This is a genomic window from Croceivirga lutea, from assembly GCF_014235875.1.
GTDB classification, from domain to species: domain Bacteria; phylum Bacteroidota; class Bacteroidia; order Flavobacteriales; family Flavobacteriaceae; genus Croceivirga; species Croceivirga lutea.
In genome coordinates, this window is record NZ_JACJUK010000001.1 from 596,984 (window position 1) to 620,116 (window position 23,133).

At 34.9% G+C, this 23,133-nt stretch carries 18 protein-coding genes; 6 read left to right on the forward strand and 12 right to left on the reverse strand.

What is annotated here, in order from left to right:
- Positions 1-187: 187 nt before the first annotated feature.
- Together H5V42_RS02815 and H5V42_RS02820 are read right to left on the reverse strand one after the other, a co-directional pair.
- Positions 188-1,210 (reverse strand): threonine aldolase family protein, encoded by a 1,023-nt coding sequence (locus H5V42_RS02815; protein ID WP_185781599.1) that lies wholly within the window; start codon positions 1,208-1,210, stop codon positions 188-190.
- 4 nt (positions 1,211-1,214) lie between these two features.
- Positions 1,215-3,596 (reverse strand): zinc-dependent metalloprotease, encoded by a 2,382-nt coding sequence (locus H5V42_RS02820; protein ID WP_185781600.1) that lies wholly within the window; start codon positions 3,594-3,596, stop codon positions 1,215-1,217.
- 84 nt (positions 3,597-3,680) lie between these two features.
- Here H5V42_RS02820 and prfB point away from each other — a divergent pair.
- The 3 genes from prfB (at position 3,681) to H5V42_RS02835 (ending at position 7,915) form a co-directional block, all read left to right on the forward strand.
- Positions 3,681-4,776, forward strand: a protein-coding gene (gene prfB / locus H5V42_RS02825; RefSeq protein ID WP_185781601.1) for a peptide chain release factor 2 whose coding sequence is annotated in 2 segments (ribosomal slippage) — positions 3,681-3,743 and positions 3,745-4,776 — 1,095 coding nt in all. Because the reading frame shifts where the segments join, the coding sequence is not laid out codon by codon here.
- A gap of 53 nt (positions 4,777-4,829) precedes the next feature.
- The gene (locus tag H5V42_RS02830) at positions 4,830-5,315 is read left to right on the forward strand and encodes a hypothetical protein (RefSeq protein ID WP_185781602.1); all 486 of its coding nucleotides are present in this window, start codon (positions 4,830-4,832) and stop codon (positions 5,313-5,315) included.
- A gap of 164 nt (positions 5,316-5,479) precedes the next feature.
- Complete coding sequence (locus H5V42_RS02835; protein WP_185781603.1) at positions 5,480-7,915, forward strand: TonB-dependent receptor domain-containing protein; 2,436 nt, start codon at positions 5,480-5,482, stop codon at positions 7,913-7,915.
- Between the two features lie 55 nt (positions 7,916-7,970).
- Here the strand turns inward: H5V42_RS02835 and H5V42_RS02840 are convergent, their stop codons facing one another.
- Both H5V42_RS02840 and H5V42_RS02845 read right to left on the reverse strand, forming a co-directional pair.
- Positions 7,971-8,159 (reverse strand): hypothetical protein, encoded by a 189-nt coding sequence (locus tag H5V42_RS02840; protein WP_185781604.1) that lies wholly within the window; start codon positions 8,157-8,159, stop codon positions 7,971-7,973.
- A 57-nt stretch (positions 8,160-8,216) separates the two neighbouring features.
- Positions 8,217-9,107, reverse strand: a complete 891-nt coding sequence (locus H5V42_RS02845; RefSeq protein WP_185781605.1) for a DUF2167 domain-containing protein — start codon at positions 9,105-9,107, stop codon at positions 8,217-8,219.
- Positions 9,108-9,265: 158 nt separating this feature from the next.
- Between H5V42_RS02845 and fumC the strand changes: the two genes are divergently transcribed.
- A complete protein-coding gene (gene fumC, locus H5V42_RS02850) occupies positions 9,266-10,663 on the forward strand; it encodes a class II fumarate hydratase (protein WP_185781606.1) in 1,398 nt (465 codons plus the stop codon).
- Between the two features lie 72 nt (positions 10,664-10,735).
- Here fumC and H5V42_RS02855 read toward each other — a convergent pair whose 3' ends face one another.
- Entirely contained in the window at positions 10,736-11,623 is an 888-nt protein-coding gene (locus tag H5V42_RS02855) for a hypothetical protein (RefSeq protein WP_185781607.1), read from the reverse strand.
- A gap of 184 nt (positions 11,624-11,807) precedes the next feature.
- Here H5V42_RS02855 and H5V42_RS02860 point away from each other — a divergent pair, with 184 nt between their 5' ends.
- Positions 11,808-12,392: a hypothetical protein gene (locus H5V42_RS02860; RefSeq protein WP_185781608.1), complete on the forward strand. Its 585-nt coding sequence runs from the start codon at positions 11,808-11,810 to the stop codon at positions 12,390-12,392.
- A gap of 1 nt (position 12,393) precedes the next feature.
- Here H5V42_RS02860 and ettA read toward each other — a convergent pair whose 3' ends face one another.
- The gene (gene ettA, locus H5V42_RS02865) at positions 12,394-14,085 is read right to left on the reverse strand and encodes an energy-dependent translational throttle protein EttA (protein WP_185781609.1); all 1,692 of its coding nucleotides are present in this window, start codon (positions 14,083-14,085) and stop codon (positions 12,394-12,396) included.
- A 45-nt stretch (positions 14,086-14,130) separates the two neighbouring features.
- Positions 14,131-14,307 carry a CAL67264 family membrane protein gene (locus H5V42_RS02870; RefSeq protein ID WP_229665654.1) on the reverse strand — a complete coding sequence of 59 codons (177 nt, stop codon included), beginning with the start codon at positions 14,305-14,307 and terminating at the stop codon, positions 14,131-14,133.
- A gap of 109 nt (positions 14,308-14,416) precedes the next feature.
- On the opposite strand from H5V42_RS02870, the gene H5V42_RS02875 reads away from it, so the two are divergent.
- On the forward strand, positions 14,417-16,045 hold the full coding sequence (locus H5V42_RS02875; protein WP_185781611.1) for an acyl-CoA carboxylase subunit beta: 1,629 nt from the start codon (positions 14,417-14,419) through the stop codon (positions 16,043-16,045).
- Positions 16,046-16,048: 3 nt separating this feature from the next.
- Here H5V42_RS02875 and H5V42_RS02880 read toward each other — a convergent pair whose 3' ends face one another.
- The 5 genes from H5V42_RS02880 to H5V42_RS02900 all read right to left on the reverse strand — a co-directional run bounded on the left by H5V42_RS02880 (position 16,049) and on the right by H5V42_RS02900 (position 23,106).
- Positions 16,049-17,194, reverse strand: coding sequence for a carboxypeptidase-like regulatory domain-containing protein (locus H5V42_RS02880; protein WP_185781612.1), 1,146 nt, complete (start codon positions 17,192-17,194; stop codon positions 16,049-16,051).
- Between the two features lie 310 nt (positions 17,195-17,504).
- A complete protein-coding gene (locus H5V42_RS02885; RefSeq protein ID WP_185781613.1) occupies positions 17,505-17,693 on the reverse strand; it encodes a hypothetical protein in 189 nt (62 codons plus the stop codon).
- 4 nt (positions 17,694-17,697) lie between these two features.
- Positions 17,698-19,494, reverse strand: coding sequence for a carboxypeptidase-like regulatory domain-containing protein (locus H5V42_RS02890; protein WP_185781614.1), 1,797 nt, complete (start codon positions 19,492-19,494; stop codon positions 17,698-17,700).
- An 80-nt stretch (positions 19,495-19,574) separates the two neighbouring features.
- Positions 19,575-20,921, reverse strand: coding sequence for a M24 family metallopeptidase (locus H5V42_RS02895; RefSeq protein WP_185781615.1), 1,347 nt, complete (start codon positions 20,919-20,921; stop codon positions 19,575-19,577).
- A gap of 67 nt (positions 20,922-20,988) precedes the next feature.
- On the reverse strand, positions 20,989-23,106 hold the full coding sequence (locus H5V42_RS02900) for a VWA domain-containing protein (RefSeq protein WP_185781616.1): 2,118 nt from the start codon (positions 23,104-23,106) through the stop codon (positions 20,989-20,991).
- Positions 23,107-23,133: the final 27 nt, after the last annotated feature.

Consider the following 23,133-nt stretch of genomic DNA (forward strand, 5'->3'; position numbering starts at 1 on the left):
AATTTTAAGGGTGACAAATTTCTCTTAAATCTCTAATTTAAACTGCTGTGTTAAAGCATTTTAATTTTTTCACTTAAACCTAAGTTTTGTTAAAAGGGCGTGCAATGTATCCTATTTTATTAAAAAAAACTAAAAAAAAAGTTAAAAATATTGTTATGTTACTGTTTTACAATTGGTTGAACCTCTATTAGATGGAGTTTAGAACCTGTAAAAATACTTTATGCATTTCTTGAGTATAGTCTAAATGTGTAACTAAGCGCAATTTACCCTGTCCCATTCCTATCAGAGAAATTGCATGCTTTTCAAGAATATTCATAAATTTCTCTTGGGTGATTTTACTTTCATCGAGCTCAAAAATGATAATATTTGTTTCAATGGGCTCCACCTTTTTTATAAAATTGAGTTTGGTAAGGGTTTTACCAATCTCTTCTGCCTTAGCGTGGTCTTCCGCTAAGCGTTCAATGTTATTTTCTAATGCAAATAAACCTGCTGCAGCTAAGTATCCTGCCTGTCGCATTCCTCCACCTAAAATTTTTCGTACTCTAATCGCCTCTTTAATATGAGTTTGGGTACCCACTAAAACAGAACCTACAGGACAACCCAAGCCTTTACTTAAACAAACACTAATAGTATCAAATAACTCACCATACTGCTTGGGATTCTCTCCCTTTCTTACAAGTGCATTCCAAAGTCTAGCACCATCTAAATGGTAAGCTAGATTATGTTTGCTACAAACTGCTTTTATTTTTTTTAATTCTTCAAAATCCCAACAAGCACCACCGCCTTTATTAGTGGTATTTTCGATACAAACTAAACTTGTCAATGGGCTATGATAAAAATCTGGCGGATTAATAGCGGCTTCAACTTGTTCGGCAGTCATCATTCCCCTATGACCATCTACCAATCTACAAGAAACACCGCTATTAAAACTAACTCCCCCACCCTCGTAATTAAAAACATGGGCGTATTTATCACATATAAGTTGTTCTCCTGGATTGGTATGAAGTTTTATAGCCGTCTGATTCACCATACTACCGCTAGGAAAAAACAAAGCCGCCTCCATACCAAAAAGTGATGCCACCTTTTCTTCTAATGCGTTTACAGTGGGGTCTTTTTTAAAAACGTCATCACCCACCTCTGCAGAAAACATTGCGCTTAACATTTCTGATGACGGTTTTGTAACCGTATCACTAATAAGATTTATTTCCATAGCATTAATTCATACAGTCCATTCCAATTGGTGAGCCATCTGGAATTTTTGGTGCACTATTTTCTACTTTATATTTTGAAGGGTCTTCGAAAAACTTGGTAAGTGCAACATTATAAAGTTTATTGGTATTACTAGATTGTATTTGTTGTAGACTTTCTAATACAATAGCTTTAACCTGTGGATAAACTTCATCTGATGCCACTAAATTCATTAAGTGCTGAAGCACTTGCCAATCAATTACATCTTTTAAACCTTTATGGTACGTTGAATTTACATTTTCTTCAAGAGTTACTTCTAGTAGTTGCTTTATAACATCTTCTAAACCTAATTGCCCCTTATCTATAGACTTTTGTTGTATAAGCCTATTTGCCCGTTCTGGGTGAAGTAATAAGCCTAAAGTTGTTGCAGCTGCTGTCTCAGCGGCCCCAAACGGGTCAAAAGAAACACCCATTTTGCTTTTAAAAGACTCCCTAGACCTAGAAAAACCAATGGCCCGTGGTGGAAACAATTCTAGTTTATCTTCTGGAATAGCTAGAACTTTAGGGTCTAGCGTTTTGAGCACTTGCTTTAATGCATTTTCTTGAGAGAGCCTGGTTACACTCTTAACAGCGAACTGCCCATCACCTTTTACTTTATAATTGTAATCTTGTCCACCCACAACTTTAGTCGCAGCTTCAACTTGATAACGGTGAAGAAAATAAAGCGGCACAAAGACATCTTCTAATGTAGAATATGCCTCACCATTTCTGATATTATCTTCTGAGAAATTAGCAATTGCCGTTGCTCTAACTTTTAAAATATCTTCTAACTCTTGAGCTGCACTATTTCCATTATCCCACAAATGAGCTAGTGCATGAGCACTGCCTTTTGGTCTTGCATCTTGGTCAGAAAGATATCGTAAGCCTTTATCTTGCGCATTTTTAAGTATTGTATTTAGTGCTTCATTTTCATTGGTACCTTTTGGAAAATCTGAATAAGCGTAAGCAACTGTTACCTTATCCCACTCACCAATACCAGAATCATAAGCATTAGAAAAATCAATTTTATTCCCTTTTACTTCAAATTGCGGATGAGGATAATCCATTACAGATGCCCTATTATTGGTACTTGCAGCAAAATTGTGAGCAAAACCTAAGGTGTGCCCTATTTCATGAGCTGAAAGTTGACGAATTCTTGCTATAGCAAGATCTAGCATTGGCTTATTGTTTTTATCGTCATCTTTAAAAGGTTCGTTCATTAATGCTTGTGCAATTAAAAAATCTTGACGTATACGTAAGCTACCTAAACTCACATGCCCTTTAATTATTTCTCCTGTTCTTGGGTCTCTTACACTAGCACCGTAGCTCCATCCTCTTGTAGATCTATGCACCCATTGTATTACATTAAATCTTACATCCATAGGGTCAGCGTCATCTGGCAATATTTTAACCTGAAAAGCATCTTTGTAACCAATGGCCTCAAAAGCTTGATTCCACCAGCTTCCACCTTCTAGTAACGCTGAACGTACAGGTTCTGGAGTACCATTATCTAAATAATAAATAATTGGTTCAACGGCTTCACTAACTTCTGCGTTAGGATTTTTCTTTTCTAAGCGATGTCTTGGAATATATTTTTTTAGAATATGGTCTTCAACAGGGGTTGCATAATCATAATAAGAAAAAGGATAACTCCCCGAACGTGGGTCAAACTTTCGTTTTTCAAAACCAGCTTCAGGCAAGGCAATAAAAGAATGATGCTGAGCAACAGTTACTAAACTAGGGTCAGGTACAACAGAACGTATAAAACTACCTTTTGGCTCACCCTTAAACGTTAAGGTAACGTCAAACTCAATATTTTTTGGAAAAGCTTTTGTTCGTTCAAAAGCAAATGCACTTTTAGTTTTATCTAATGCGTAATTACCCTGATCTGTACGTTTTAGACGTTGAGAAACTCCGTGAGCATCTCGCATTAAAAAATCAGTAATATCAATTAAATAGCTCCCTCTAGATTCTTCGGTTATCGTAAAACCTTGTAAAACAGATTTTGCAAAAGCCTGTTCAACTGATTTTCGTTCCAACTCATTAGAAGTTAATGCTCTAAATTTTAAATTTGGCTGTACAAGTAATAATTTATTACCGGCTTTTTTAAATAAAACAACCTGCTCATTTCCAAGCTGTCCCCTATCTAAACCAATATCATTGCTACCTATTCCGCTACTTAGAGAGTATACGTATAAAAACTCTTTGTCTAAATCATCTACTTGCAAAAACAATTTGTCTTTGGCATCATCATAATAAAAATCAAAATAACCCGTAAACTTTTGAAAGTCTTTGGTGGATTCAAAATTCTGAGCAGGTGCCCATAAAACTAAAAATAGTGCAACTAGGGAGAGTAGTATTCTTTTCATAATGAGAAAAATTTGATTTCTAAAAATAGAGAAAATACGTTGCGCTACCATGCTTTAATAGTATTTTTGCGCGAAACTTATTTTATGGTAACTACAGATCAGCATAAAGATCTTATAGATCGCCTTGGTGCGTTAAGGAGGTATCTTTGACATTGATGCCAAACTTATTGAAATTGAGAACGAAGAAGAAAAAACTTTAGTTCCCGGGTTTTGGGATGACCCTATCAAAGCTCAACTGCTTATGAAATCTTTAAAATCTAAAAAAAAGTGGATTGAAGATTTTAATGAAGCTAAGACCTTGGTAAATGACTTAGAGGTTTTAATAGAATTTTTAGAGCTGGGTGAAGTCGCAGAAGATGAGGTGAACCAAAAATTAGTGAAAGCCACAGACCTTATTGAAAATTTAGAGTTTAAAAACATGCTTTCTGATGAGGGAGATGAATTAAACGCTGTGTTGCAAATAACTGCAGGTGCTGGTGGTACAGAGAGTTGTGACTGGGCTTCAATGTTAATGCGTATGTACTTAATGTGGGCTGAGAAAAACGGGTTTAAAGTAAAAGAACTCAACTATCAAGAAGGTGATGTTGCAGGCATCAAAACAGTAACGTTAGAAATTGAGGGTGACTATGCCTTTGGTTGGCTTAAAGGAGAAAATGGGGTGCATAGGTTAGTACGTATTTCACCCTTCGACAGCAATGCAAAAAGGCATACTTCATTTGCTTCAGTATATGTTTACCCGCTAGTAGATGATTCCATAGAAATTGAAGTTAATTCTTCAGAAATTGAAATTACCACAGCAAGGTCTAGTGGTGCTGGCGGACAAAATGTAAATAAAGTAGAAACTAAAGTTCAATTGGTTCATAAACCAACCGGAATTCAAATTTCTTGTTCTGATTCTAGATCGCAACATGACAATAGAGCTACAGCAATGAAAATGCTTAAGTCTCAGCTTTATGAGATTGAACTTCGAAAAAAACAAGAAGCAAGAGCAGAAATCGAGGCTTCAAAAATGAAAATTGAATGGGGTTCTCAGATAAGAAACTATGTTATGCATCCATATAAATTGGTAAAAGATGTAAGAACAGCACAAGAAACCGGTAATGTAGATGCTGTAATGGATGGTGACATTAACCAATTCTTAAAATCTTTTTTAATGATGATGGGTCAAAAAGAAGAATAACTTTGGAATGGTTTATGTTGACTATATTGAAACACTAAATAACTATACTTGAGATGAATAAAAAACTTCAACTAGTTTTACTCTTTACTTTTTTAGGGTTAACCTCTGAAATATATGCGCAATATGGTTATGGCAATGGCTATAATAGATATGGAAGACAAAGAAGCGGTATACCACAAGCAGAAACTCCAGCTAAAGAACCTGAGCCACTCACTGCAGAAGAATTAGTAGAAAAACAAATGCCTAGAATTATTGAGACCTTAGAATTAGACCCTTTTGAAGAAGCTGTTGTTCGCTCTACATTAGTTAAGTATGTTCAAAAGCGAATGGAACTTCAAATTCTTAAACTTCCACCAGAAAAAATGAAAGAAGAATTTGATAAGCTAGGTAAATTACAAGATGAAGAAATGAAAGCTGGCTTACCAGAAGAAAAATTCAATTTGTATAAATCGCTTTTAGAAAACCCAAATAAAACAGAGCGAGAAGCTAAAAAGAAAAAAAAGCGAAAACGAAAAAGTAAAGATGGTGGTTCAGAATAGAATCACCTTTTTTGTTTTAATTGTTAAGCAAATCTTATAGGATTTTTTTGAGCCCTTTAATTCTGTTGAACATATGGTAGTTTGTGTCGTTCACATCTTTTAAAATTTATTTAACTGTAATGTGATCGAACTTTGTATAAACTCAAATTATCAAAACAACATACATGAGGTTATTACTTATTGTACTATTAACAGGATTATGTTTAAACGTAAATGCACAACGACCATCTAATCAACGGCCGACAATAAAGATTACTGGTAAGGTTATAGACAAAGACAATGGTGCTCCTTTAGAATACGCCACTTTTGTTTTACAAAATGCCAACAATCCAGACCAAGTAACAGGTGGTATCACAGATATAGAAGGTAATTTTGAAGTAGAAGCCCCAGCGGGTAGATATAACATTAGTGTAGAGTTTATTTCTTTTAAAACATACAGATTAGAAAACCAACTATATCGAGAAAACACTAACCTTGGTACTATTGAATTAGCTTTAGATGTGGCTAAACTTGATGAAGTTGAAGTAGTGGCAGAAAGAACTACTGTTGAACTTAGACTAGATAAAAAAATATATAATGTTGGTAAAGATTTAACCGTTAGAGGCGGTACCGTAAGTGATGTTTTAGACAATGTACCTTCTGTAGCAGTTGACGTTGAAGGCAACGTACAATTGCGAGGTAATGATGATGTTAGAATACTTATAAATGGTAAACCATCAGCACTTACTGGTTTAAATAGTACAGATGCGTTAAGACAATTACCAGCAGAATCTATAGAAAAAGTAGAGGTAATAACCTCACCTTCTGCACGTTATGATGCCGAAGGCTCAGGAGGTATTATCAACATCATACTTAGAAGAAGTAAATTACAAGGTTTAAACGGAGCAATTACAGCAAACGGCGGTTATCCATATCAATATGGCTTAAATGGTAATTTAAATTACAGAACTGGTAACGTAAACATATTTACAAATGCTGGCTATAATTATAGAGAAAGACCCGGAAATAGTTTGGTAGATACTCGCTTTTTTGATGAAAATAGAAATTTCACCAATTCCATATTTGAAGATGAATCTAGAGAACGCTTTAGTGATCGCTACAATGCCAATGTAGGTGTTGAATGGTATGTGAATGAAACAGCCTCAATCACCCAAACTTTGTTCTTTAGAGAATCTGATGAGTCAAATGAAACAACAAATAATTTTAGACAAACCGATGCTGAAGGTAATGTTAGTACAGGCATACGCTTTGACCCCGAAGATGAATTAGATAACACTTTTCAATACGCATTTAATTTTAATAAACAATTTGATGGTGACTCTAGTCACAAACTAACTTTTGATTTTCAATATGAAGAAAGTGATGAAGTTGAAGAATCTTTAATTGTTCAAAATGGTTTCGATAGTGAAAGTGTGCGCACCGCAGAAGACCAAAGAAGGGTTTTTATGCAAACTGATTATGTAAAACCAATTGGTGAATCAGGGCAATTTGAAATTGGTTATCGTGGTGATTTTAATACGTTGAATACAGACTATGATGTGGCCTTTATTTCGCCTACAGAGGAAGAATTAGGCATCTCAAACCCAAGTAATGTTTTAGATTATAAAGCAACCATAAATGCGGTTTATACCCAATATGGCCAGCAATTAGGTAAGTTTAACTTTTTAGCTGGATTAAGATATGAAGCAACACGATTAATTATCAATCAGATTGAAACTAATGATTTCAACCGAAATAATTTTGATGGCTTGTTTCCCACGCTGAACTTAAATTATGAAGTAACCGAAACAGAAAGCTTTCAATTTGGTTACAACAGAAGAATTAGAAGACCTAGGTCTTTCTTTTTAAATCCGTTTCCGTCTAGAACAAGTCCTACAAACTTATTTCAGGGTAATCCTAACTTAACCCCTTCATTTTCAAACCAAGTTGATTTAGGATATTTAAAACGATTTGATAAGATAACCGTAAATGCATCTGTTTACTTTCAGCGTGCTACAGATGTCATCACATTTATTCAAGAAGACACAGGAGATGATACCTTATTTGATGGCGAAATTGTAAGTATTCTAAGAAGAACACCTGTGAATCTTGCCAGAAACGATAGATTTGGTTTAGACGCCAATGTGAATTACCGGCCTACTAGGAAGTGGAATACCAACCTAAGTGCCAACTTCTTTAACTTAGTTACTAGAGGTGACTTTAACGGTCAAAATTTTGATGCAGAAAATTTAAGTTGGTTTATTAGATTAAACAATAAAGTAACGTTACCAGCTAGTATAGATTGGCAAACAAGAGTTTTCTATCGCGGTCCAACAGAAAATGCGCAAACCAGGTCTCAAGGTATATTTTCACTCGACCTAGCATTTAGTAAAGATTTTCTTGATGAAAAGGCTTCGCTAGCGTTTAACGTAAGTGATGTATTCAATAGTAGAAAAAGAAGAAGTGATACCTCTACTCCATTCTTTGATAGTTATAGCGAATTTCAATGGAGAGTTAGAAGCTTTAATTTAGCTTTTACTTATAGATTTAATCAGAAAAAACAAAGAGAACGAGGCGGAAGAGGAGATTACGAAGGCGGAGATGAGGAATTTCAGGGATAAAACCTGATTAAAATAGATATCAAAAAAAAAGGAGCTAAATAGCTCCTTTTTTGTTTTATGCTTCGTTACGCGCTGCGCGTTTTGCTTCTTTACGTTCTTTCCACATTTCTAACAAGTTGCCTCCTAACCAATAAGGTACAACAAAAGTGATTAAGAAAATCATTAACCAAAACCCTATCGTTAAAATGGTTAAAAACGCTAAAAATCCTAAATATTGGTCGAATTCTACTAAATTTTCGTGCATCAGAAATGTTATTTACATGCAAAGATATAGTAACTCTTTTAAAAATTAAAACCAATTTTAAGATTCCTTACTTCCAAATAATCGTTTTTTAAATGCGCCAAAGAAGCCTACTGCACCAAGGGCAATAAACTTCCAAAATTTTAAGATTACCGCAAAGAATCCGGTTTTAGCTAAAACTTTACCTGCAACGAGTCCTCCAACGCCATAAGCAGCAACTTCATCAAAATCTGGATTAAAGTCTGTATACCTATTACCAGGATTAAATTCTACACTGTTTAAAACATAATCAATGTTTTCTTTTACTAATGGAAGTTGATTCATTTCACTAATTGCATTCATGCTTAAATAACCTTTTCTTCCTAAAATTCTGATATCATAGTTTAACGTATTTTCATCTTCCCCTTCAAAATGTAATTCTTTAGCCCAGTGTAATTTTTTTGAACTTTCATCGTAATAAGGTTTTGAGGCCCAACCTACCATTTCTACGGTTTCATAACCCATGGCGGTTCGTGTTTTATTTGCTTCTACCATATCAGACTTCATTTCATCTAATAAGTCGTCATAATCAATATCCTTAGCATCTTCATCATCTACATACCCTTCTTCCGAGTACGTAATTTCTATAGCATAGGTAAAATCTTCACCTATGACAGGTGAATCTTCAGGAAACAACATTCCTAATGTTTCTGCTGGTGGATTACCCCAAAGGTCTGTAAGTACTTCTTTACTTTGCTCTTGGTTTAAATATTTAAATCCTTCAGGAACGTTAATGGTGGCTAATCCGTCGGCGATAGCAATAGTTCCACGTTCAAATTGGTACGAGTTATTAATGCTGTCTGTTAGAATTTGAATGTCGGCTTCTGAAAATTCTTCAATAGCTAGGCTATCTTGTTGGCTAAAACCAAATGTGTAGGTTAAAAAGAGAAATAAAATAGTTAGGTTTTTCATAAGTAAAGGTTTGTTTAAGTAAACGTGCTACTTTCAGATTTTATTTAACCGTTTATCGAATAAGTATAATTCTTAATAAATTGAGATTTATTGCTCCTTAAAAACGGTTATGTTTTTGTGTTCTCGTATCTTTAACCACCTAAAAATGTACGTTACAAATGGCTTTTAGAATAGAAAAAGATACCATGGGTGAGGTAAAAGTACCCGCCGACAAATATTGGGGAGCGCAAACAGAACGTTCTAGAAACAATTTTAAAATTGGAGCACCGGCATCTATGCCTTTAGAAGTGGTTTATGGCTTTGCATACCTTAAAAAAGCAGCTGCATATACCAATGCTGAATTAGGTGTTTTAAGTGAAGATAAAAGAGATTTAATTGCACAGGTTTGTGATGAGATTCTTGAAGGCAAGCATGATGACCAATTTCCATTAGTTATTTGGCAAACAGGTTCTGGAACACAAAGCAATATGAACGTAAACGAAGTTATTGCTAATAGAGCTCACGAAATAGCTGGTAAAACTATTGGTGAAGGTGAAAAAACCATTCAACCTAATGATGATGTAAATAAATCACAATCATCAAACGATACTTTTCCAACGGGTATGCACATTGCCGCCTACAAGAAAATAGTTGAAGTAACAATACCTGGTGTAGAACAATTACGAGATACCTTACAAAAAAAATCTAAAGAATTTAAAGATGTCGTAAAAATTGGTCGTACGCATTTAATGGATGCCACACCACTTACACTTGGCCAAGAATTTTCAGGTTATGTATCGCAACTTAATCATGGTTTAAAGGCACTAAAAAACACCTTACCACATTTATCAGAACTGGCATTGGGCGGAACTGCTGTTGGTACAGGTTTAAATACACCAAAAGGGTATGATGTGTTAGTTGCTAAGTATATTGCAGAATTTACAGAATTACCTTTTATAACTGCTGAAAATAAATTTGAAGCTTTAGCTGCACATGATGCTATAGTTGAGAGTCATGGAGCATTAAAACAACTAGCAGTTTCATTAAACAAAATTGCTAACGATATTAGATTAATGGCTTCTGGGCCACGCTCTGGTATTGGAGAAATCATAATACCAGCAAACGAACCAGGTAGTTCAATTATGCCTGGCAAAGTAAATCCAACTCAATGTGAGGCTCTTACTATGGTTTGTGCCCAAGTAATGGGTAATGATGTGGCTATTACAGTAGGAGGAACTCAAGGACATTATGAGCTAAATGTTTTTAAACCAGTGATGGCGGCAAACATTCTACAGTCTGCTCAATTAATTGGTGATGCCTGCATTAGTTTTGATGATAATTGTGCTTCAGGTATTGAGCCAAATCATGAAACTATAAATAAGTTATTAAATAACTCTTTAATGTTGGTAACGGCATTAAATACTAAAATAGGATATTATAAGGCTGCTGAAATAGCTAATACAGCTCACAAAAATGGAACTACCTTAAAAGAAGAAGCTATTAATTTAGGTTATGTTACCGCAGAAGAATATGATGCTTGGGTACAACCAAAAGATATGGTGGGTAGTCTTAAATAAATTAAAAAGCTACAATATTAAAAGGGCGAACCAAATGGTTCGCCCTTTTTTTGTTCGGGGGGAATTCCCTTTTTATTTTAATGCGAACTTAGAAGTTCCCAATAATTTTAAACTATCATCATAAACATTAACCATGTAGTTACCTTCCTTAAAATCAGAAGTTGGTTTGTTTACATAATCACAAACATCTAAAGAAGTGTTTTCATAGTAAAAGTTTGTCTCTTTAGTATACGTAATTGAAGCACCATCATCGTTAGACTTTGTCATGCTATCACCTAAAACGTTACCCTGTGGGTCTAAAACTTCTATAAAGAATTGTCTATCCCCAGCGTTTGCAATACTATTTGGACCAACAGTAAAACATACTTTAATTTTATCTGTAGCTCTTGCGCGAGAAGTAGAAACCAGTTTACCACTGTTTCTTTCCTTAACAGCATCAACGCTTTGCTTAGTTAAGCCTAAAGTTGAACCTCTTTCTACTGCGTCTGCTAATTGTGTGTTTTGTACTACCAAAGAATCATTGAAAACAGTCTGTTTTTCTAATTCGGCGTACGTACTATCACGCTCCATGGCTAACAAAGTATTAGACTGCGAAAGTGAATCTACTTTCTTTAATAATGCTTCTCTTTCTGCTTTTAAAACAGAAACTTGTCTTCTATATCTAGATAAAGAAGAAATATCTGCTTTCATAGTATTTACAGAGTCTATATACTTTGCAATATTGTCTCTTGCTGCTACTAATTCTTCATTAGTTGCGTTACTTTCTAAAATAGCTTTATCGTATTCAGATTTAAGACTATTTAAATCTTCAACCACTAAATCTTTTTCTTGTTTTAGTGCATTAGTGGTTTTCTTTTTGTCTTGATATAAACTAACAGTGTAGATTATTGTACCAAGTAAGATAACCCCTAAAAGGCCAGCTATTACTTTTAACCCGTTGTTACTTTTTGTTTCTGTCATAATTTTTAATTTAATAATGCCTTTAGTTGGATTGCATATACCAGATATACGTCTTATCTAGACATTTGGATTTTTCAGATTGTTTTTCTTGTTAATTTTTTTTTCATAAATAGCACTAATACACATTTTTAGACGTTTGCATTATGAATATTTAGATTCCCAAATCCCTAGTATTTACCTTATTATGAAACCTACATATCTATTTATATTTCTATTCTCAATAACTACAGTTGTAAAGGCGCAAATAAACCTTGACGCTTGCGAAAAATTGTATAACAACACAACCTATGCACTAGCGCATGCTAAAAAAGCCCTTAAAGTAACTGGGTTTGACCATCAGGTATACTATTCAGAACGTTCATTAGCTATGTTTGAAAATGTTGAGAACGAAATAGCAGATTGCGGCTGTTTAGTTGCAGAAGAAAAAAGTTATCAAGCCAAAGAAAATTTAAAAAAGGCTGTTGACCCCCAGGATTGGAAAGCAGGCCGATTTTATACCCAAAAAGCTCTTTCAGAAATTGATGAACTTCTATTAGCACTAGATAATTGTTCAAGCGAAAATTATGTAGAACCAACAGTGCAATCTATAAACACTAAAGAATCAACAGAAATGAATAAAAACTTAGCAGCCTTAAACACCTCTGTTGACCAAATCATTGAGTTACTTCAAGAACCTTCTAATCTTAATCTAACAGAAGCGCAACAAGATATCTATCAAGAAAAAACCAAAGCACTTTTGCAAGCCGCGTTACTAAAGCTTGAAAAATAGTCTAACGTATTAATTTTTTGTATTTAATACGTTTAGGCATAATATCTGAACCTAAGCGTTTCTTTTTATTCTCTTCATAATCTGAGAAAGAACCTTCAAAGAAATACACTTGTGAATCACCTTCAAAAGCTAGTATATGCGTACAAATTCTATCTAAGAACCATCTATCGTGAGAAATAATAACCGCACAGCCAGCAAAATTTTCTAATCCTTCTTCGAGCGCTCTTAACGTATTTACATCTAAGTCGTTGGTAGGCTCATCTAGTAACAAAACATTACCCTCTTCTTTCAATGTCATTGCCAAATGTAAACGGTTACGTTCACCACCAGACAGCATATTTACTTTTTTATTTTGTTCACTACCGGAAAAATTAAACCTACTTAAGTAGGCTCTTGAATTTACTTGCTTACCCCCCATCATCACCAATTCTTGACCATCGCTAAAATTTTCCCAAATAGTTTTTTCAGGGTCAATATTGGAATGGGTTTGGTCTACATAAGCAATTTTAGCAGTTTCACCTACTGTAAATTCTCCTTTATCTGGAGTTTCTTCGCCCATTATCATTCTAAATATGGTGGTTTTACCAGCACCATTTGGACCTATTATACCCACTATACCTGCCTGTGGTAAATTAAAATTTAAATCTTCATACAATAATTTATCACCAAAAGCTTTACTTACTCCTTTAGCCTCAATAACGTTGGTACCTAAACGGGGACCATTTGGAATGTAGATTTCTAATTTTTCTTCTAATTGCTTTTGGTCTTGACTCGCTAACTTATCATAATTTTTTAAACGCGCTTTTTGTTTGGCCTGTCTACCCTTTGCGCCTTGTCTTACCCAATCTAACTCTCTCTCGAGTGTTTTTTGTCTTTTTGAAGCTTGTTTAGATTCTTGAGCTAAACGTTTTGCCTTTTGGTCTAACCAACCTGAATAATTTCCTTTCCAGGGAATACCTTCTCCTCTATCTAATTCTAATATCCAACCAGCAACATTGTCTAAGAAATAGCGGTCGTGTGTTACAGCAATAACTGTACCTTTATATTGGGCTAAATGATGTTCTAACCAATGAACAGATTCAGCATCTAAATGGTTAGTTGGCTCATCTAGCAATAATACATCTGGTTCTTTTAATAAGAGTCTACAAAGTGCAACTCTTCTACGCTCACCACCAGATAATACAGCTATTTTCTTATCGCCATCTGGTGTGCGCAAGGCATCCATAGCAATGTCTAACTTGGTATCTAATTCCCACGCATTACTAGCATCAATTTGGTCTTGAAGCTTGGCTTGCTTGTCCATCAACTCTTGCATTTTGTCAGGGTTTTCATAAACCTCTGGCAAACCAAACATATCGTTGATTTTGTTGTATTCATCCAAAACGGCGACAGTTTCAGCAACTCCCTCTTTTACTACTTCTAAAACTGTTTTTTCTTCATCTAGTTTTGGTTCTTGTTCTAAATAACCAACGGTATATCCTGGAGAAAAAACCACATCGCCTTGGTAATTTTTATCAACACCAGCTATAATTTTTAATAAGGTAGATTTACCTGAACCATTTAAACCAAGAATACCAATTTTAGCACCGTAGAAAAAACTTAAATATATATTCTTAAGAACAGGGGTGTTTGCGTTTTTATACGTTTTAGTAACCCCAGACATTGAAAAGATTACTTTCTTATCATCAGACATATTTTGTTAGTGAGTTAAGAGTTATAAAATAGTTTTACGATAAGTTTACACTCTACCTTTTAAAGCATTAAAAACCCAAGCAATAGCAAAAAAACCAACACCAACTGCTGCAAATCCATATCCTGCTACTTCATCATATTTAAAAGCTCCTAAAGCAATCATTCCAATACCAACAAGTATCATAATAATTGTAGCGTAAGCCAGAACCGTATTTTTAGTCATCGACATAATCCAAAATTTTGTGGGAGTCAAATATCGTAAAAATGAACTTTACTACCGCATACATTCGGTTTTCTAATGGTATCTTTAGGCTCGCAAAGCAACTAATTGAATGGATTTAAAATTTAACAAGAACGAAGACCATAACAAACTAGAACTTTCAGAACTTAAGCGCAGACTTGCCCAAGTAAAATTGGGTGGCGGTAAAAAACGTATTGAAAAACATCATTCTAAAGGAAAATTGACGGCTAGAGAACGCATTAATTATCTTTTAGATGATGAAGAAAATGCTATTGAAATTGGAGCTTTTGCAGGTGAAGGTATGTATGAAGAACATGGCGGTTGTCCTTCTGGTGGTGTGGTCATAAAAATTGGAGAAGTTCAAGGTAAATTGGCCATAATTGTAGCTAATGATGCTACTGTAAAAGCTGGAGCGTGGTTCCCCATAACTGGAAAGAAAAACTTACGTGCCCAAGAAATAGCTATTGAAAACAAGCTCCCTATTATTTATTTAGTTGATAGCGCAGGGGTATACTTACCCATGCAAGATGAGATATTTCCAGACAAAGAACACTTTGGTCGTATTTTTAGAAACAACGCTGTGATGAGTAGTATGGGTATCACACAAATTTCAGCTGTAATGGGCAGTTGTGTTGCTGGCGGAGCGTACTTGCCTATTATGAGTGATGAGGCCCTAATAGTAAATAAAACCGGAAGCATTTTTTTAGCAGGTAGTTATTTGGTTAAAGCGGCAATTGGTGAAAGTATTGATAATGAAACTCTAGGTGGTGCCACAACCCATTGCGAAATAAGTGGAGTGACAGATTATAAAGCAAAAGATGATAAAGATGCCTTAGACACCATTAAAAAAATAATGGATAAAATAGGTGATTTTGACAAAGCGGGTTACAATAGAAAAACACCAGCTATGCCTTCTAAAAAACAGGAGGAGATATTTGGAATTCTTCCAGCATCAAGAAGTGACCAATATGATATGTTAGAGATTATTCATCGATTAGTGGATAATTCAGAATTTGACCAATACAAAGAAGATTACGGTAAGTCGCTGCTAACTGGTTACGCACGTATTGATGGATGGGCTGTTGGTATTGTAGCTAACCAACGAAAAGTGGTTAAGAGTGGTAAAGGCGAAATGCAATTTGGTGGGGTAATTTATTCAGATTCTGCAGACAAAGCCACCCGTTTTATAGCTAATTGTAATCAAAAGAAAATACCCCTAGTGTTTTTACAAGATGTTACCGGATTTATGGTAGGTAGTAAGAGTGAACATGGAGGTATCATAAAAGACGGTGCAAAAATGGTAAATGCGGTAAGTAATTCAGTAGTGCCAAAGTTTACTGTGGTTATTGGTAACAGTTATGGAGCCGGCAATTATGCTATGTGCGGAAAAGCCTACGACCCAAGATTAATTTTTGCTTGGCCAAGCGCTGAATTGGCGGTAATGAGTGGTAATTCGGCAGCAAAAGTTTTAATGCAAATAGAGAAAGCTTCTTTAGAGAAAAAAGGCGAAGCCTTTGATGAAGAGAAAGAGAAAGCGCTCTTTAATAAGATAAAGTCCCGTTATGATAATCAAGTATCTCCGTATTATGCTGCCGCTCGTTTATGGACCGATGCTATTATTAATCCGTTAGATACGAGAAAATGGATTTCAATGGGCATTGATGCAGCCAATCATGCACCAATTGAGAAGCAATTTAATTTAGGGGTATTGCAAGTGTAGTTGCTACTTGCTTTTCATGACTGCATTCTGGGTGATTTTATCAGTTACCCTAAAACTAAAATCTTTCAACCCATCTTTTGAAAAGGTAAGTATATCTCCTTTTTTAGCACGAATTACATAACGGCCATTTGCATCAGATACTACGGATTCTTTGGTGGTATTATTCAAAACATTGACCTCAGAAATCATTCTACCACGCATTATTACAAAGCCAGAAAGTGTAGGTTGTTTCATCTTCTTTTTCTCCGTTCTACGTTCAAAACGCTGGGCTTGTTTCTCAGAGACCATTAAATCTGACTTCACATTATATGCCATATTAGTAGGTGATAAGTATTCCCAGGCATCTTGACTTGCATACTTGCGATATGAACCATTTCTGGCAATTGTAGCAGACAGAATGAGACCTAAATCCTCTTCTCCATATACCTGTATAAGTTCGACACTAGCTATAAAATCGTCTTTCGTATAAATTTCATAAGGTCGTAAATCAACCCTTACCATTCTATCATCTTTACGAATGGTCGTGATAATATTTTTCCCTGATGTATTCAAATTGGTTCCCGGTTTACCAATTTTACCATCATCTTCATAAATATTGATTCTTACCAAAAGACTATCAGATGGGTTATACCATACTTCAAATTCAAACTCGTTCAGTTTTCTTAATCCACTTTTAGCAATAATTCGTGTAGCCAACTCACCTCCCAAGGCTATATTATCTTTCCAATACCCATATATTTTATCACCATAATTTCGATAGCCAATATTGTCCGGTATAAAGCGCTCACCTTTATTGGAAACCACCACTTCACTTAATTCTACAGTTTTGGGCTTCAAGACAATATCTGGATATTCATTATAAACCAGTTTAATATCAGCAATAGGAATAAACAAGGTTTCATACCCCAAAGCTGAAAAAAGAATTTTGGCAGTAGGTTCGTATTTGTTGAGGTCTAAGTATAGGTGAAAAAGTCCATCTTCGTCACTGACTGTACCCACACCAGCTTCCTTTATCCCAATATTGACATAAGGTATTGGCTCTTTAGATTTACCGTCGATTACTCGACCTTTATAGTCTTTTTGTGCGCTAACCGCAATTGTAAAAAGAAATATAGGTAGTAACACATACGGTATAATACTATTCTTCATGAATTCAATTTTTTTAAAATCACGTTTTTAATCAAAAAACTTGATAAACAAAAATGTTTTCAATTTAGGCTAATTAGATATGATACGGCCCGAATTCCAAACGGTGAATAGTTTTTGATTGACATTAGTAAGACGAAGATTAAAAAGTTTTACTTCCTTTTTTTAGCTGCACCACCATAATTTGAATTTCTAATGGCTTTAAATAAATGTTCATTGTATTACAAGCAAAAATTTTGATTTCTTTGAAGAGAAATGTTTTGGTAAGATACCCTAAAGATTCAATTTGTAAAATTGCCTCATCGCCTAACTCTCACAACCTAAAATTCTGAATAAATTCACCTTCATCATTAGTCGTTGTCCCGATACCTTTGTCAACAAATCCTATATTGACTAAGGGTATTGGTCGTTCAGTTTTTGAATCAATAATTTTACCCATAAAGTCTTGCTGCCCAAAAACATGAGCAGCAAAAAGTAACAATATTATGGAAATGCTTTTCAATGGCTTATTGCATCGCCACCCTTGAAGAAGACTTTAACTTAAACAGCACTTGGTTGACATTTTTGAGCGTGAGCTTAAAGACCTTAACTTCTTTTCGCTGTGTTCTAGAGCCATAATCGTAATAAATGGTGGCCTTTAAATACGTTGGTGTTAGGCTTTTATTGCCTTGGTAGTTAATGTTTACCTGCCATGTGCCGGGCAAAGAGCCGTCAACAAGATACTCTTTTACATTATATCCAAAGTCCTTCTCACGCTCTATGGCATCTGGACTATCGAACATATTGTGCTTCCATTTATAGTATTGGTTTTCTGGATTTACAAACTGCAAGTCAAATTCGGCCTCTCCATCGTTCCACTCAAAAACCAAACGGTTACCATTAAACTCTTCTTGAGCGATGAACAATTTTTTGGCCTTTCTTTTATCAACTACAGCATCCCTCTCTAACATTAGTAAATTATTAAATTCCCTCGAAATAATCGGTCCAAAGTCGATGGTGTCCAGCTCTAAAAATCCTTCATCAATCAAGTATTCATAACGTGCATACATTGAAGCCGCTTGTTTTGGTTCCCTGATGTTACGATAGCTATTGGCCATATCCATATAGCTTTGTACATAGTTTGGCCTTAGAATAAATACTTCTTTGTACGCCTCGTTGGCCATTTCAAATCGCTGCTGTGATTCATAGGTGTAGGCCAAGGCCTTCATCAATACAGGATTGTTAGTATAAGGCTGAAAATTATCTTCGATTATGGTATCTGCATAATCTAATTCGTTGTGGGCTTCTGCAAAATGGGTGTAGGCATCCAATAAAAAGTAGGGGGAATTCGAATATATCTTGTGGTACTTTTCAAAAATGGCCTTAGAGTCTTCAAATGAAGAACTTGCCATAAATTCCTTCAAATAGGTGGGTGCATTTGTAGCGACCTCCGCCCTACTGAGTTCTTTACCATCAGCGTAATTGTTCTTTAATCGAGCGCGATCAACAAAATCATTGTTATTAGGACTACCATTTATTGTATTTATAACAACCACTCCTCCTGCCCCAAGATTACCATAAGATGCAGTAGTAGCTAAATTATTTAGAATTGCAATTCTTTTAATTCTATTTACATCAAGCCAAATTGGTGTATCAGTAAAAATTTGCCCATCTATATCAAAAACTGCAGGTAATGCACTTGTTAAGCTATTCCCAGGTCTAATTCTAACTTGGCCGCCTATTTGAAGCGGCAAGTTACCAACAGCTCCTATACCGGGTGTTGTAGCACCTGTTAGACAAGAACCTGTCACTTGTACACCAGGAAATCTATTTCTTAATAAATCTAAAATACACAAGGATATAGGATTTATTTCTTCTTCATTAAGAATACGAATATTACCAGAAGCCCTTTCTGCATCTAAAAAGCCCCAAGCGGTGCGTATTATATTTTTGTTAATTACGTAGTCTGCCTTAAGGTCTTTTTGAGAACGTCTTTTGCTTGCTTCTACAGTAACCTCTTCTAACTCTTGAATATCTGGAACCATAGTGATGTTTAAAATTCGAGTTACATCTTCAACACGAATACGAACCGTTTTAAGACCTTGATATGAATAGGTTATTACATCACCTGTTTGTGCTTCAATACGGTATTTACCATTACTATCAGAAACCGCATTAGCTGCTTTGTCTGAAATACGTATGGTAACATTATCTACTGGAGCCCTACCATCAGTAATAGTTCCTGAAATAATTTTAGATTCTGTTTGTTGTCCTATTAAAAAGGAGGAAAAACAAAGGGTAAAGAGGAGTAACACATTTTTCATAGCAGCATAATTTTATTTTCTCTTAAGTTACTAAAAAAATGAATTACTAAATACAATATTCACAAATATTTAAAAGCTAACTAGTTGCCTTGATGCGTTTTAACCCTAGGTATGACTAATAACTCTGTCTGACGACCATTAACGTATCTAAACCCATTTTCACCAAAGAATCCTGCTTCTTCTAACATAATTCTAATATCTCTTTTCCATTCTGGAATTGTTACCGTAGTATTTAATTCAATTGCATAAACCGTATTAGGGTTTAAAGGGTAGTTTTCTCCATCATCTTTCATGACACCTCCTTGAGCATCCCACATGCCAATGGTAGTACCTGCAGAATGACCATATAAACCTAAAGGATGTGTATAAATTGCAGGTCTTAATCCTTCAGCTTTACCATCTGCTAAAGCTTTCGCCAAAATTTGGTTACCAGTTCTACCTGCAATCATATTTGTAGTGAGTAAATCTTGAACACGATTACCATCTTTTAAAGCATCTACCAAAAATTTAGGAGGAGCTAATTCTCCTGGTTTTCGTACATAGGCTAATTCTTGGCAATCTGTATTTAAACGTAAATATGTAATTCCAAAATCACAGTGAACTAAATCACCTGGCATAATTACCATATCATCTGGTCTTCCAGAAAAAGAATATAAATAAGAAACCAACTCTTCACTTGTTCGTTGCACATCAACTGTGGGGTGAAACCAAGTTTCTAAACCTAAATCTGTTACCTTTTGGCGCATAAACCACTCTACCTCAGAAGTTGTGGTTACACCGGGAGTAATTACTTTTTCAGAAAATGCTTCGGCGATAATGTCATGCGTAATATCTACTAACTGATTGTAAATAATCATTTCTCTAGTAGTGCGAGTTTCTATCCATCTAACCGCGAGTTGTTCTGCAGAAACTACTTTCTTATGAAATTTTTTAGGTAAATAGGATAAAAATTCTTCATAATCTGTTTTTACCAATCCGTCTGCTATGTTGAAATCCTTAGAAAAATTCAAACCAATTTTTTCTGGTTTACGTTCCTCTATGAGTTGAATTAATCGTTTCCACTGGTCAGGTTCTTTTTCTTTATTCCATGCCAATACAATGTTTTTTCCCACATTATACCTTGCCACTGCTAATTTTTCAATGGTATTCTTCTTTTTATCTCGATAAAAAACAAGAATTGTTCTTCTACGCGCATTTAACCAAGTAGCAGGCAGCATTGTTTTTAGAACTGGGTCTTCATTATACTCCCTAGAAATAACTACCCACATATCAATATTAGTTTGATCCATTAATTTGGGTAATAAGTCGTTAAATCGCTCCGCTAGAATTTCATCTATGACTCTAGCTCGTTCAATTTCAGGTAAAATTTGTTGTGCATTAACTTGAATAAAAATGGTAAGAAATAGAATAGAAAGTAAATTTTTCATTTAACTAATTTGTTTGGCTTAAATTACGTTAAGCGTTGCATAAAAAAAAGTGCCCTAAGGCACTTTTCTATAAAACATTTGTATAAGATTTTACTAGCCGAATAAATTCAGCTTTATACCCATTTATATCCTGCTGTAAGCCATTTTCTGCTAATTTTAAAATGTCTTCAATATTTGAATTATTTAAATATTGAGATTTTCTTAAATGTAATCCGAACAAAGCAACAGAAGCTGCAAAAGAACCATCGGCTGATATGGTTGTATTTTGGTTGGCAACAACACTTTCAATTTCGATACTCTTATTTCCATTTGGTTTTTTATATCTAAATTTTACCGTAAGTAATTCATTTGTAGCAATTCCTTCATTTTTAACAGTGTATTTAAGGCTATTAATATCTTTTAAATAAGGGCTTGATACGCCAACGGGAATTACTTCATAAAGGGCAGTAACCGTGTGACCGCTACCTAATTCACCAGCATCAACCGTGTCATCAATGAAATCTTCATCATTCAATATTCTATTTTCATAACCAATTAGACGATAAGCTTGAACCACTGAAGGATTAAATTCTACTTGGATTTTTACATCTTTTGCAATAGTGTAAAGTGTTCCACCAAACTCTTTTCCAAATACTTTTTGCGCCTCTTGCATGGTGTCTATGTAAGAGTGGTTTCCATTTCCCTTGTCTGCAAGTTTTTCAAGTTTAGAATCTTTATAATTTCCCATACCAAATCCTAAAACTGACAAGAAAACTCCACTTTTTCTTTTTTCCTCTATGAGTTCAACCATTGCCTTATCGCTAGACGCACCAACGTTAAAATCTCCATCAGTAGCAAGTATTACTCTGTTATTACCATTTTTAATGTAATTTTTTTGTGCTAATTGATATGCCAACTTAATACCGGCGCCACCAGCTGTTGAACCGCCAGCTTTCAAATTGTCTAAGGCTGCAAGAATCTGCTCTTTATTAGTTCCGTTAGTTGGTGATAGAACTTCACCTGCCGCACCTGCATAAACCACTATTGAAACCTTATCTTTTTCTCGAAGTTGATTTACCAATAATTTAAATGCAGATTTTAATAATGGAAGTTTATTTGCACTACTCATAGAACCAGAAACATCTATCAAAAATGTTAGATTGGAGGCTGGCAAGTCTGTATTTTCATAGGTTTTACCTTGCAAACCAATTCGAACTAGTTGAGTAGCTGAATTCCAAGGGGTTTGAACGACTTCAGTGTTTATAGAAAAAGGATGTTTCGCTGGTTGAGGATATTGGTAATCAAAATAATTAATCATTTCTTCAATTTTCACAGCATCTACAGGAACTTGCTGTCCATTATTAATCATTCGTCTTATGTTGCTATAAGCTGCCTTATCCACATCAATAGAAAAAGTAGATAATGGACTAAGTTGAACTCTTTCAAATTTATTCTCGGTTATTTGCGCATACTGCTCGTCTTTTTGTATTTGATAATTACCAGATTTAGTTGAGATTACTACACAACCATTTTTAGCTGAAACACCAAATAGCTTTCTAGCCTTAGCCGGTTTGTATATGTTAATTTTTTCGATAGTTTCTGGTTTCAAATTAGCCACTACTGTATTATTAATGGTATGGATAGGCGTACCATCTACTATATACAACGGTTGTGATGAGCCGTTTATAGAGTTAACGCCTCTAATTGTAATATTTGTGGAAGCTCCAACCTGACCATTAGCGCCTGTAATTTGTATACCAGCAGCTTTACCTTGTAAAGCATGGGTAATTGAATTATGGTACTGTTTACGTTTATTTCTTGCCAATTGCGCTTTGGTAGGAGTGCCTACAGTTGTTACTGAAGCTGTTAACGCTTTAACCGTTTTAGTTGCATAACCAGTTACAACAACTTCATCTAAGGCTTCAGAGCTTACTGTAAGAACAACGTCTATTACTTTTGAATCATTAATTCTAATTTTTTCGGACTCATATCCCAAATATGTAAATACTAGAGTCTGTCCTTTTTTGGACTGAATATTATATTGGCCATCAAAGTTTGTTTGCGTACCATTTGTGGTGCCCTCAACTACAACACTTACCCCAGGTAAAGGCCCACTAGAATCAGTTACCGTTCCAGAAATTGTAACCGTTTGTGCTTGTAAATGAATAAATAATAGTAAAAAGAAAAAAGAAAATAGACTTTTCATAACAGTTGATTTTTAGGTTATTTTCAA

Coding starts and splice junctions, on each gene's coding strand:
- H5V42_RS02815 (WP_185781599.1), bottom strand. CDS start 1,210: ATGGAAATAAATCTTATTAGTGATACGGTTACAAAACCGTCATCAGAA.
- H5V42_RS02820 (WP_185781600.1), bottom strand. CDS start 3,596: ATGAAAAGAATACTACTCTCCCTAGTTGCACTATTTTTAGTTTTATGG.
- H5V42_RS02830 (WP_185781602.1), top strand. CDS start 4,830: ATGAATAAAAAACTTCAACTAGTTTTACTCTTTACTTTTTTAGGGTTA.
- H5V42_RS02835 (WP_185781603.1), top strand. CDS start 5,480: ATGAGGTTATTACTTATTGTACTATTAACAGGATTATGTTTAAACGTA.
- H5V42_RS02840 (WP_185781604.1), bottom strand. CDS start 8,159: ATGCACGAAAATTTAGTAGAATTCGACCAATATTTAGGATTTTTAGCG.
- H5V42_RS02845 (WP_185781605.1), bottom strand. CDS start 9,107: ATGAAAAACCTAACTATTTTATTTCTCTTTTTAACCTACACATTTGGT.
- fumC (WP_185781606.1), top strand. CDS start 9,266: ATGGCTTTTAGAATAGAAAAAGATACCATGGGTGAGGTAAAAGTACCC.
- H5V42_RS02855 (WP_185781607.1), bottom strand. CDS start 11,623: ATGACAGAAACAAAAAGTAACAACGGGTTAAAAGTAATAGCTGGCCTT.
- H5V42_RS02860 (WP_185781608.1), top strand. CDS start 11,808: ATGAAACCTACATATCTATTTATATTTCTATTCTCAATAACTACAGTT.
- ettA (WP_185781609.1), bottom strand. CDS start 14,085: ATGTCTGATGATAAGAAAGTAATCTTTTCAATGTCTGGGGTTACTAAA.
- H5V42_RS02870 (WP_229665654.1), bottom strand. CDS start 14,307: ATGACTAAAAATACGGTTCTGGCTTACGCTACAATTATTATGATACTT.
- H5V42_RS02875 (WP_185781611.1), top strand. CDS start 14,417: ATGGATTTAAAATTTAACAAGAACGAAGACCATAACAAACTAGAACTT.
- H5V42_RS02880 (WP_185781612.1), bottom strand. CDS start 17,194: ATGAAGAATAGTATTATACCGTATGTGTTACTACCTATATTTCTTTTT.
- H5V42_RS02890 (WP_185781614.1), bottom strand. CDS start 19,494: ATGAAAAATGTGTTACTCCTCTTTACCCTTTGTTTTTCCTCCTTTTTA.
- H5V42_RS02895 (WP_185781615.1), bottom strand. CDS start 20,921: ATGAAAAATTTACTTTCTATTCTATTTCTTACCATTTTTATTCAAGTT.
- H5V42_RS02900 (WP_185781616.1), bottom strand. CDS start 23,106: ATGAAAAGTCTATTTTCTTTTTTCTTTTTACTATTATTTATTCATTTA.